Raw genomic sequence first — 11,992 nt, forward strand, 5'->3', positions numbered from 1 at the left:
GGTGATCCCCACTTCCCTCACTCCCGGCGAACAAGAAGCCTTCCGTCCGGATGCTTTGCGGGCGGCAGCTCTGGATCGCTCGTTGCATATCCTCATTCTCGGCACCGACAACCCGGATCCCGCCCTGCCCTTGTCCAGAGAACGGGAGCGTCTCAACACCCGCACCGACACCATTCTCTTGGCCCGCTTCGATCCCCAAGCGCGGCGGATTACCGTCCTATCCATCCCCCGCGATACCCGCGTGCGCTTGCCCAGCTTTGGTGTCACCAAGATCAATGCAGCCAACCTGGTGGGTGGACCAGCTCTAACGGCCCAGGTGGTCAGCACCTTGCTGGGCGGGATCCCGATTGACCGCTACGTTCGCCTCAATACCGATGCCCTGGAAGAGCTGATCGATGCGGTGGGCGGTGTGGAAGTCTACGTGCCGGAGCCGATGCACTACGTAGATCACACGCAGCGGCTATTCATCAACCTGGAGCCCGGCTGGCAACGCCTCAACGGCGAACAAGCCCACCACTTTGCCCGCTTTCGCCGCGATCACCTGGGGTTGGGGGATATTGGTCGGGTGCAACGGCAACAGGAACTGCTGCGGGCCCTGAGTCGAGAACTGCTCTCCCCCGCCGTTTGGCCTCGGATCCCGAAGGTTTTGCAGGTCGTCCGCACCCACCTGGATACCAACCTCACCTGGGAAGAGGTTCTGAGCTTGGCCAAGTTTGTCCTCACCTCTGGGGGCGATCGCATCGACCTGGTGCTGTTGCCGGGCCGCTTCAGTCAGCCAGGAGAATTTTCCACCAGCTATTGGCTGCCGGATCCAGCCGCGATCCGACGGGTGGCTGTCTCCCACTTTGGCCTAGAGGCAGAGGTAGCCCGCATTCCGCCGCAACGCCTGCGCATAGCCGTGCAAAATGCTACCGGCAAGCCGGGAATGGCCCGCCGCATGGTGCAAGAACTGGTTAGACAGGGTTATACCCAGGTTTTTGCCGTCGAAGACAGCCCCCAGGTGTTGCCGCAAACAGAGATCCTCGCCCAAAGCGGGGATCGCGAGGGAGCCAAGCAGGTGCGGGCCGCCCTTGGGCTAGGAGAGCTGCGGGTGGAATCCACCGGCGTGCTCAACTCCGACATCACCATTCGCATCGGCCAAGATTGGGCCCAGCAGCTTACCCTCGATATTGACCAGGCGCAGAGTCCGGCCAGAGGGGCTCAGCTCTAGGGCCGGTTCGGTGGCGAGTGCGGATTTCTGGAAACAGTTCGGCTTGTCGGGGCCTCTGTTGCCTCTGTAGATTGGCACTAGCTTGTTTGCGTGCTGAGCCATCTATGACTGTGCTGGAACAGGGATCCATCACCATCCACACCGAGAACATCTTCCCCATCATCAAGCAGTCTCTCTATTCGGATCGGGAGATCTTTTTGCGAGAGCTGATCTCCAACGCCGCCGATGCCATTGCCAAGCTGAAGATGGCCAAACTGGCTGGCGAAGTGGCGGATCCCCCGGAGCCAGAAATCACGATTGCGCTCAACAAAGAGGCCAAGACCCTCTCGGTCAGCGACACTGGCATCGGCATGACTGCCGAAGAGGTGAAAAAATACATCAACCAAGTGGCCTTTTCCAGCGCTGAGGAGTTCCTTCAAAAGTACAAAGGCAAAGACGCAGAACAGGCGATCATCGGCCACTTTGGCCTGGGGTTCTATTCCTCTTTTATGGTGGCGCAGCGGGTGGAGATCGACACCCTTTCCTATCAGCCGGGCAGCACCCCTGTGAAATGGTCTTGCGACGGCAGCCCAACTTTTACCCTTTCCGATTCCCAGCGCTCCGCCATCGGCACCACGGTTACCCTTTACCTCAGCCCGGATAGCGAGGAGTACCTGGAGCCGGGCCGCATCCGCGAATTGGTGCGCAAATACTGCGACTTCATTCCCGTCCCCATTAAACTCAACGGAGAAGTCATTAACCGGCAAAAGCCCCTCTGGAAGATTCCTCCCTCTGAGCTCAAGGATGAGGATTACCTAGAGTTTTACCGCTACCTCTATCCCTTCCAAGAGGATCCCCACTTCTGGGTACACATCAACACAGATTACCCCTTCATCGTGCAAGGGATCCTCTACTTCCCCAAGCTGCGGCCTGATATCGATCCCACTAAGGGTCAGGTCAAGCTGTATTGCAACCAAGTTTTTGTCCAGGATAACTGCGAAGAAGTCATTCCCAAATTCCTCCTGCCTCTGCGCGGCGCCATCGACAGCCCAGACATTCCCCTCAACGTCTCCCGCAGTTTTTTACAAAATGACCGTACCGTCAGGCGCATTGGGGATCACGTGGCCAAAAAGGTGGCGGATCGCCTCAACGAGCTCTACAAAGAAGACTACGAAAAATATGTCAAGGTCTGGCCGGATATCAGCCTCTTCATGAAATTTGGGGCGATGAACAACGACAAGTTCTTCGCCCAGATTAAAAACATTCTCATCTTCCGATTGGCCGGATCCCCTGCCGATAAACCTGAGTACGTGACCCTCAAAGAGTACCTGGAGCGCACGCGGGAGAAACAGAATAAGCGGGTTTACTACGCCACCGACGAGGCAGCCCAGAGCGCCTATATCGACCTGCACCGCTCCCAAGGACTAGAAGTCATTATGCTGGATAGCTGGATCGACAGCCACTTCAGCAGCTTCCTGGAGCGGGAGTATCGGGAAGAAGGGATCCAATTTAAGCGGGTGGATTCCGAGCTGGACGAGACGCTGATCCAAAAAGACAAAGCTGCCGAGCTCGTCGACCCGGTAACACAAAAAACCCGCAGCGAAAAGCTGGTGGATCTCTTTCGTCAGGCTTTGGGCAAAGAGAAGCTGCAGATCAAAGCCGAGGCCCTCAAGTCGGAGTCGGTTCCGGCTATGATCCTGCTGCCGGAGGCGCTGCGGCGCCTGCAGGAGCTTAATGCCATCCTGCAACAGAAGCCAATGGAGTTTTTGGAAGAGCACACGCTGGTGCTCAACACCGCCCACCCCTTGATCCAAAACCTGCAGGCTCTGGCCGAGGAGGGGCGGGATCCGGAGCTGGTCAACCTCATCTGCAACCACATCTACGATCTGGCGCTGATTACCCAGAAAAGCTTTGACCCGGCAGCCGCACGGGCCTTTGTGCAGCGTTCCAACGAGGTGCTCACCCGTTTAACCCGCCGTCAGTAGGCGGCACCCTCCAGAGTTACCCCCGGCTGCAGGGCTTCCGCTCCACCGGGCAGAGAGGGGCGGGAGGCCGCCCCATTGCTGGCAGCCCTGTCGCTCCCTTGCAAGAGGGGAGCTACTTGGCGCATCAGGGTGGCCATCTCCAGAGCGCTCATGGCGTATTCCCAGCCTTTGTTGTTCTTGATCCCAGCCCGCTCCAGCGCCTGCTGTAGGGTATCGGCGGTGAGGATCCCGAAGATGACCGGCACGCCGGTGCGAAAACTGGCTGCCGCGATCCCCTTGGCCACCTCTGCTGCCACATAGTCGAAATGGGGGGTTTGGCCCCGAATGACCGCCCCCAGGCAGATGATGGCATCGTAACGGCGGGACTGCGCCAGTTGGCAGGCCAACATAGGCACCTCAAAGCTGCCGGGCACCCAGTAATAGTCCACCTGCTGGCTCTCCGAGCTGACATCGATGCCATGCCGCTTCAGGGCATCTTGGCACCCCTCCAACAATTTGCCGGCAATCAAATCGTTAAACCGACTGATAACAATGGCCAGACGCAGATCCCCCGTCTGAACAAAATTGCCTTCGTAAACTGCCATCTGCGCTGCTCCGGGAAAAAACCAGGCGCTGCTCCACACCGCACAACCGTGTCTTCCTATCCTAATTTACCCTTCTCCTTCAGATCTGCCCAAAAAGGGGTGGTAGCACCTGGCCTTCGACATTCTCACAGTAGCTAAACGGCTCGCCAGTCCCTCTCCGTCCTCCAGAAGAAGAGCCCGCGGAGACCCGCTCGAGCCGGCGAGCTCTCAGGGAAATCTCGCCAAGGGTCATAGATTGAGTTTTATGATTTAAGAGTAAACCTTTAGTGATCCTTGATTCTCTATGAAGGCCATTACGCTGCACCAGTTGCAAATCTTCGAGGTTGCTGCCCGTCATCTCAGCTTCACCCGTGCCGCTGAGGAGCTTTACCTGACCCAGCCCACGATTTCCATGCAGATCAAGCAATTGAGCAAATCGGTGGGGCTGCCGCTGTTTGAGCAGGTGGGCAAGCGGCTCTATCTCACAGAGGCGGGGCAAGCTTTGTACCAAACTTGTCAAAAAATCTTTGAGCAGTTGAACGAATTTGAGATGACCCTCGCCGACCTGAAGGGGTTAAAACAAGGGCGACTGAGCATTGGTGTGGTCACTACGGCCAAATACTTTATTCCCCGCCTGCTGGGCACGTTTTGTCAGCGGTATCCCGGCATCGATGTATCCCTCAAGGTGCTGAACCGGCAGCAGGTTTTGGAGCGACTCAGCCACAACATGGACGATCTCTATGTGATGGGGATGCCCCCGGAAGATTTGGACGTGGTGGCGCAACCTTTTCTAGAAAATCCCTTGGTGGTGATGGCTCCTATTCACCATCCTTTGGCGGGCCAGAAGCGGATCCCCCTGGCCCGTATTGCTCAAGAGCCCTTCTTGGCCCGCGAGCCCGGCTCCGGCACCCGCATGGCGGTGGAGCGGCTCTTCGACAAACATAACCTCAAGCTCAACATCCGCATGGAGATAGGCAGTGGCGAAGCCATTCGCCAGGGCATTATCGGCGGGCTGGGCATTTCGGTTTTGTCTCAGCATGTGTTGGCTCTGGGAGATTGGCAAAACCATTTGACCATTTTGGATGTGGAAGAGTTTCCCATCCGTGGATTTTGGCATTTGGTCTATTTGCGCTCCAAGCGCCTCTCGGTGGTAGCCAAAGCTTTTGCCGATTTCCTGCTTTCTCAAGTTTCTCAAATAGATCTGGATCTTCCTCCTAAAGAGCCGCGCAGAGCCAACTCAAGTCCCAATCCGGATTGGCTTTCTGGCAAAGGGGATAAATTGCAGCCGCCAGCTCTTGCTGCAACCCCTGGAGGCTCCGAAAATCATGGGTAAAAAAGACCCGTAAAAATGCCAAATAGGCCCGTGCCCAATTGTCTTCGGGATCCAGCTCGACAATCCGCTGAAAATGCCGCTGGGCTGCTTGCGGCCGCAGCAGGGCCACCTCCAGCAACGCCAGCTCGTAGTGGCTTTGGATCTGCCGTTCCCGCCAGCTCTGGGCGGCTGCCCATTGCTCTTCTCCCTCCAGCAGTTGCCGGATCAAAACCCGATCCGGATCGGTGAGGAAAGTTGGATATTGCAACGTCGTCCAGGCGTTGAGGTAGAGGGAGAGCGCCTCCAGATCCCCAATCGCAGCCGCCCTAGCTGCCTGTTGTAGGAGAAAGAGGGGATCTCCAGGGGAGATAAGGGATCCCCCTTTCCCGCTGCGGGATCCCTCCCAGGGCTGACTGAACGACCGACGCCTTCCCTGGGGAGGTTGCCACTCCAGGTGGAGGATTCCTTCTTTGGTTGCCAGCTCTGGCCAGGCCAAGATCTCCTCCACCTGCCAACTGCCGGCGGCGTAGGGCAACAGGCGGTTCTGTCCCACCACCCAGGCCCGCTTGGCCAAGACCTGCCCCTGGGGATCTTCCAGTCGCGCCCAGACGAGGGTTTGCGCCAAGTCCTGGGCTGGCCCCTGCCAGCGCAAGTGCCAGGCTGGGATCCCTTCCTCTGGCAAGACCTGGAGCTCTAGCAGCTCCACCGCCTCTGCCGCAGCGGGCAACTCTTGCAGCACAACCCTGGGCTTGCTGGGGAAGTAGGTGGACAGCCGGCCCACCGCCGGCAGATCAAAATGCTCTTGCTGCCAGTCAGGACTTTTGTCTAGGAGTTGCCGAATTTGCTCCTTAGCTGGACCGTAGGGGCCGACAATTCCTTGCTCCCCTGGCGCATCCACAAACCCATCCAGAAGCGCCAGCTCCACCTCTGGCCAGGGGGTTTGGCCGGCGCCGCGGAAGGTGATGGGCCAGCGCTGTAGGGCCGCCAAGTAGCTGAGAGTTTCCGACGAGATCAGCTCGGTGTTGGGAAGAACGCCTAGGGTGGCGGTCAAACCTGGCTGCACCCGGGATCCAATCCACCGCGTCAGCTCCTGTTGAGGGTGCTGCCCCTGCCAGCGCATCTGGATCCCTTTCCAGAGCGGAGCCACGCCGGGAGCGAGGGGCTGCCCCAGGTTCAAGAGGGCCAGAGCTCCCAGGGCTAGGCTCATGCCCACTCCCCGGCGCAGCGCCCTTTCCCCCCAGCGCTCGCCCAAGTAGCGCCAAAGCTTGGCCAGCCCTCCTGCCGAGAGGATGGCCAGCAGGGGCAACAGCGGCAAAGTAAAGCGCACATCCTTAATGGCTACCAGGGTGTAGAGAAGGTAGCCCCCTCCGTAGAGACCCCAGAGGAGAGCCTCCCGCCGGCTTGGGGATCCCCACAAGCTCAGCAGTGGCAAGGGGCATAGCCAAGGGCCCATCTGCAGGGGCAACCAGCGCAAGTAGGCCGTCCACCAGCACAGGGATCCCGCCGCACAGGTGACGTAGTAGTGGGCGGTGTCGGCATAGGCCCACCCATTGCTGAGCACAAACAGCCAGTTAGCTCCATACCAGGGCCAGCACAAGAGCAGCGTCACCCCCATTCCCAGGGCCAGGTGGGCCAGCCGCAGCGGCCAAGGGATCCTCACCCCCAGCGGAACAGCCAGCAGCGGCGGCAGCAAAAACAGCACCCCCGTCCACTTGGTCAGCAGCACCGCCGCCAGCCCCGCCCCCACCCCCACCGCCCCCCGCCAGGACGGCTCCTCCGCGTAGGCCCACAGCGCCCAAAAAGCCAGCGTCACCGCCACCAGCAGCGGCAGCTCCAGCATGTAGACATGAGCCAAAGCCGTGATCCCCGGATAGAGAAGCACCAACACTGCCGCCAGCCAGCCCACTTCCCAAGAGCGATAGGCCCGCCACCCCAGCCGCTGGGTGGCCAGGGTCAGGATCCCCAGCAACACCAAATTGAGCAACTGCCCATCGGCCCGGCCAAACGGATGCAGCGCTGCCAACGGGATCCCCAACCAATAGGCCAGAGGCGGGTAGCGCTGGTTCAAGTGCAAAAACTGCTGCCACCACAGCCCTTCCCAGCGAAACCGGCTCAGGTGATCCCCAAACGCCTGCGCCTGCAACAGGTGCTGCGCCTCATCCCAGGCCGGCGGCAGGGGATCGCTCCAGTTCCAAACCAGCAGCAGCAGCAGCGCCACCATCCCCAGCCCGGCCCAGACCTGGAGAAAGGGGATCCCTTGCCCCTTTTGGACCTTCCTTCTGGCTATCTCGCCCATAGCCGGCTGGATCCCCTCCCTTTAGCGTTCTGCCCCAGAGCTAAACTCAACCTGGATCCAGCTATCTAAGCTATCCAGAATTCCCCATGACCGTCTCGACCACGGGTTCAGAAGGAGTTTGGATCCTTTCGGATCAACTGCATCCGCAGCAATCTGCCCTGGCCTCCCTCTCAGCCCTCCCCCCCCACCGCGTTCCCGTTCTCCTTGTCGAGTCCCACGCCTGGGCCAGCTCCCGCAACCATCACCAGCAAAAGCTGGTCCTGGTCTGGTCGGCCATGCGCCACTTTGCCCAAGAATTGCAACAGCGCGGCCACCCCGTCACCTATGCGGAAGCCGAAGACTATGCCGAACCCCTGCAAGCCTGGGCTAGGCAACATCGATTGCAACAGATCCGCCTCATGCAGCCCACCGATATTCCCGTCCGGGATGAGGTGGAAAAGCTGAGGTCTGCCCTCCCCTGCCCCCTCCTGGTCTTGGAAAATAACCACTTTCTCTGGACAGCCCGCCAATTTATCGACTGGGCCTCAGGCCGCAAGCGCCTCCTCCTAGAGGACTTCTATCGCCAAGGGCGCAAACGCTTCCGCATCCTCATGGACGGCTCCCAGCCCCTCGGCGGGCGCTGGAATTACGACCGGGAAAACCGGCAGCCTCCCCAACCTGGCCGGCGCTACCCGCCGCCTCTGACGTTTCCCCCCGACGCCATCACGCAGGCGGTGATGGAGAAAGTGCGGCGCCATTACGGCCACCACTTTGGATCCCTGGAAGGCTTTGGCTGGGCCGTCACCCGTGCCCAAGCCCTGCAGGTGCTTGAGGACTTCATCCAGCACCGCCTGCCCCACTTCGGCCCCTGGCAGGACGCTATGCAAGTCGAAGAAGACTTCCTCTACCACTCCCTCCTTTCCCCTTACCTCAACCTAGGGCTCCTCACCCCCCAAGAAGTCATCACCGCTGCCGAGCAGGCCTACCATCGCGGCGGGATCCCTCTCCCCTCTGCCGAAGGCTTCATCCGCCAGATCCTGGGCTGGCGGGAATACATGCGCGGCTTCTACGAATACCAAATGCCCCAGGGCTATGCCCAGACCAACTTTTTTGGCCACTACCGCCCCCTGCCCGACTTTTTTTGGACAGGCGAAACGGACATGGCCTGCCTGCGGCACACCCTGAGGCAAATTCGCCGCCATGGCTATGCCCACCACATCCAGCGCCTAATGGTGCTCAGCAATTTCGCGCTCATCAGCGGTATCCAACCTCAAGCCGTAGAAGCGTGGTTTCACGACGTGTTCATCGACAGCTACGACTGGGTGATGCAGCCTAACGTCATCGGCATGGGCCTCTTTGCCGACGGGGGCATGCTTTCCACCAAACCCTACGCCGCTTCCGCCCAGTACATCCGCAAAATGAGTGACTACTGCCGCCATTGCCGCTACAATCCCAGCGAAAAGGTGGGCGAACGGGCCTGTCCCTTCAATACCTTCTACTGGGATTTCCTGTTGCGCCACCGGCCCCTTTTGCTTCCCTTGGGAAGAATGAAAGGGGTACTGGCCCACCTGGATCGCCTCCAGCCAGAGCAGAGGGCCCAAATCCAAGCGCAAGCCGCTGCTTGGTGGGAGTCCACCCCCAATGCCTAGCTGTCTGGTATTCACTAGAATTGGAGCACCCTCTCTTCACGTGTTACTTGGTTCAAGGAGCCCACGTCATGAAATGTCCCCGCTGCGGCAAGCAAGAAATTCGTGTTTTAGAGTCCCGTTCGGCAGAAGGTGGCCAAAGCGTGCGGCGGCGGCGGGAGTGCATGTCCTGTGGCTATCGCTTCACCACCTATGAGCGCATCGAATTCATGCCCATCATGGTCATTAAACGGGATGGATCCCGAGAGAGTTTTAACCGCAACAAGATCTTGCAGGGGGTGATGCGCGCTTGCCAAAAAACCCAGGTTAGCGTCAAGCAGATGGAGGAGTTGGTCAACGAAATCGAAGAAAAACTGCAACTGGAAGACGTTCAAGAGGTAACTACCCTACGCATTGGCGAGATGGTACTGGAGCGCCTACAGCGCCTGAGCGAAGTTGCCTATGTGCGCTTTGCCTCCGTGTACCGCAAGTTCCAGGGTATAAAAGACTTTGTTACCGAACTGGAACAGTTGGAACGGTTGGAAACCCACCTACGACGAGATCTGGAGCGGCCGTTGCGGAACTCTCCCCCTTCAGAGTCGGAATCCACAGCTTCTCCAGACTGGGTGGGGGGTATTCCCCAACTCCTCGATCAAAACGACACCTCGAGCAATCTCTCGGAGATCCCGAAATAACGCTTGCGGGCGAGAAAAACTGCTAGAAAGGGGCTCCCATCCAAAAAGCTTAGCGGTATGCTTGGGTTAGCAATTGCCGCTTACACTAAGCATAGCGCTAGGCATCCTCGGCCGGTCGGTGTTCAGCGCTACCCCTCGGTGATCCTTGCGGCCTTGTCTGTTCGGGATCCCCGCCTGCCCACCTTCCTCAGCTTTTCATCCTTTCTGACGGATTGATTCAACTTATGCAGTACGACTTTCGGGGTTCTAGCCCCTCTGAAGCTCGCAACGGCAACCCCAATGGCTTGCCCGGCAACAGCAGCTTTCGCGCCCCTGCCTCACTAGAGACCGGGCCGGGGACAGTGCCAATCCAGGTATATCAACAAGTGGCTGAAGAGCTGGAATCTGCCCGTCAGCAGGTGAGCCGCCTCTCCTCCGAAAACCAGCGCCTGCGCGCTCTGCATCGACAATTGTCTGGAGAAATTACTGCCATCGCGCAAGAATTTCAGGGGCAATTGGGCCAGGCCTTGAAGCACCTACAGCAAATCAGCCTACGGCTTGCTGACACAAGCCAAGCCGCTGCTCTTGAAAGAGAGGCTGCTGCAGCCCCTTTTCGAGGGGATGGCCTGACCTCAGAACATGACCAAGCCTCTCCCTCCTATGATTTTTTGAATCGCCTCAAGCGACGCCAAGCTCGCAGCGAGGTTTCACCCTTCCCTGGCAACGTCTATCCAACTCCCTCTTACTCTGACTTTGCCACCCCCCCCCTTGAGCCCCGATCTCAGCCCTGCACTCTACCCCCCCGTCCCCGTCAAGACACTCCTGCTGAGCCTCCTTACCCCCGTGCCGGCTATCAGATTCCCTCCTTGGAAGAGTTGATGCAGAATATGGGTGGCGAGGTTCATGCCACCAGTGTCTACCAACGGGTGCGCGATCAACATCACGGATCCCAAGGATCCGTTTTGCTTTGGATGGCCGCTGCAGTTCTTTTGGTAGTCGCCTCTTTTGGATTGGGCTTCGTAGCTGTACAACCCTTTTTGCGCAACAACCCATCACCCGCTCCTGTGAAAGCACCCCAATAGTCCCGGAGAAGGAATTCCGTACACCCTCTACACCCATAGAGACTGCAGAGTTACCCCTTGAGATACGCAACAACCCCCCTTGTATTGGGGGGTTGGTGTGGAGAGATGAGCCTGGCACCGAGCTAGGTTACCGGAGGGTCACCCCTCAAGTAGGTTCGCCGCTGATGCGTTTCACGTCCGAGTTCGGGATGGGGTCGGCGTGGTTCCACATCGCCATAGGCACCAGGCAAAGGGAAAAACACCTTGAAAGCTGCACAGCAAGAGAAGGCAGAACACCCCTGCAGTTGGGTCAAGCAGACGGTCTATTAGGACTCCTCGGCTGCATGCATTGCTGCACTTCCACCTAGAGCCTATTACCGGGTCGTCTTCCCGGGACCTTAACAGAGGACTCATCTTGAGGTGGGCTTCCCACTTAGATGCTTTCAGCGGTTATCCACTCCGCACATGGCTACCCAGCGTCTACCGTTGGCACGATAACTGGTACACCAGCAGTGCGTCCCTCCCGGTCCTCTCGTACTAGGGAGAGCTCCTCTCAATCCTCTCGCGCCTGCACCGGATATGGACCGAACTGTCTCACGACGTTCTGAACCCAGCTCACGTACCGCTTTAATGGGCGAACAGCCCAACCCTTGGGACGTACTTCCGCCCCAGGTTGCGATGAGCCGACATCGAGGTGCCAAACCTCCCCGTCGATGTGAACTCTTGGGGGAGATCAGCCTGTTATCCCTAGAGTAACTTTTATCCGTTGAGCGACGGCCCTTCCACTCAGCGCCGTCGGATCACTAAGGCCGACTTTCGTCCCTGCTCGACTTGTAGGTCTTGCAGTCAAGCTCCCTTATGCCTTTGCACTCTACGACTGATTTCCAACCAGTCTGAGGGAACCTTTGCGCGCCTCCGTTACCTTTTAGGAGGCGACCGCCCCAGTCAAACTGCCCACCTGAAACTGTCTTTTCCCCCGCTTCCGGGCGGAAAGTTAGAATTCTAGCCCTGCCAGAGTGGTATCTCACCGGCGACTCCATACCCCCCGCAAGGGGTACTTCCCAGTCTCCCACCTATCCTGCGCAAGCAAGGCCCGAACCCAATTCCAGGCTACAGTAAAGCTTCATAGGGTCTTTCTGTCCAGGTGCAGGTAGTCCGCATCTTCACAGACAAGTCTATTTCGCCGAGTCCCTCTCCGAGACAGCGCCCAGATCATTACGCCTTTCGTGCGGGTCGGAACTTACCCGACAAGGAATTTCGCTACCTTAGGACCGTTATAGTTACGGCCGCCGTTCACCGGGGCTTCGG

Annotated in this window: 8 protein-coding genes and 2 rRNA genes; 6 read left to right on the forward strand and 4 right to left on the reverse strand. The window is 58.7% G+C overall.

Annotated features, from left to right (window positions below):
- The coding region (locus tag NW809_RS06690; RefSeq protein WP_414401775.1) for an LCP family protein at positions 1-1,210 on the forward strand (1,210 nt) is incomplete at its 5' end.
- A 104-nt stretch (positions 1,211-1,314) separates the two neighbouring features.
- Entirely contained in the window at positions 1,315-3,174 is a 1,860-nt protein-coding gene (gene htpG / locus NW809_RS06695) for a molecular chaperone HtpG (RefSeq protein ID WP_414401776.1), read from the forward strand.
- Here htpG and ribH read toward each other — a convergent pair.
- Positions 3,168-3,758 (reverse strand): 6,7-dimethyl-8-ribityllumazine synthase, encoded by a 591-nt coding sequence (gene ribH, locus NW809_RS06700; protein WP_011429957.1) that lies wholly within the window; start codon positions 3,756-3,758, stop codon positions 3,168-3,170. The two genes, htpG and ribH, sit on opposite strands and share 7 nt — an antisense overlap.
- Positions 3,759-4,041: 283 nt before the next feature.
- On the opposite strand from ribH, the gene NW809_RS06705 reads away from it, so the two are divergent.
- Positions 4,042-5,070: a LysR family transcriptional regulator gene (locus NW809_RS06705; RefSeq protein WP_011429958.1), complete on the forward strand. Its 1,029-nt coding sequence runs from the start codon at positions 4,042-4,044 to the stop codon at positions 5,068-5,070.
- Here the strand turns inward: NW809_RS06705 and NW809_RS06710 are convergent.
- Positions 4,952-7,345, reverse strand: coding sequence for an ArnT family glycosyltransferase (locus NW809_RS06710; protein WP_240530995.1), 2,394 nt, complete (start codon positions 7,343-7,345; stop codon positions 4,952-4,954). The genes NW809_RS06705 and NW809_RS06710 overlap by 119 nt on opposite strands.
- An 86-nt stretch (positions 7,346-7,431) precedes the next feature.
- On the opposite strand from NW809_RS06710, the gene NW809_RS06715 reads away from it, so the two are divergent.
- The 3 genes from NW809_RS06715 (at position 7,432) to NW809_RS06725 (ending at position 10,705) form a co-directional block, all read left to right on the forward strand.
- Entirely contained in the window at positions 7,432-8,973 is a 1,542-nt protein-coding gene (locus NW809_RS06715) for a cryptochrome/photolyase family protein (protein WP_011429960.1), read from the forward strand.
- Positions 8,974-9,041: 68 nt separating this feature from the next.
- Positions 9,042-9,644, forward strand: a complete 603-nt coding sequence (nrdR, locus tag NW809_RS06720; protein ID WP_011429961.1) for a transcriptional regulator NrdR — start codon at positions 9,042-9,044, stop codon at positions 9,642-9,644.
- A 224-nt stretch (positions 9,645-9,868) separates the two neighbouring features.
- On the forward strand, positions 9,869-10,705 hold the full coding sequence (locus NW809_RS06725; RefSeq protein WP_414401777.1) for a hypothetical protein: 837 nt from the start codon (positions 9,869-9,871) through the stop codon (positions 10,703-10,705).
- 109 nt (positions 10,706-10,814) lie between these two features.
- On the opposite strand, the gene rrf is transcribed toward NW809_RS06725, so the two are convergent.
- Positions 10,815-10,932 (reverse strand): 5S ribosomal RNA (gene rrf, locus NW809_RS06730).
- Positions 10,933-10,990: 58 nt separating this feature from the next.
- Positions 10,991-11,992, reverse strand: a 23S ribosomal RNA gene (locus NW809_RS06735); the annotation flags it as partial.

Source organism: Synechococcus sp. WC101 (assembly GCF_047461555.1).
Classification (GTDB): Bacteria; Cyanobacteriota; Cyanobacteriia; order Thermostichales; family Thermostichaceae; genus Thermostichus.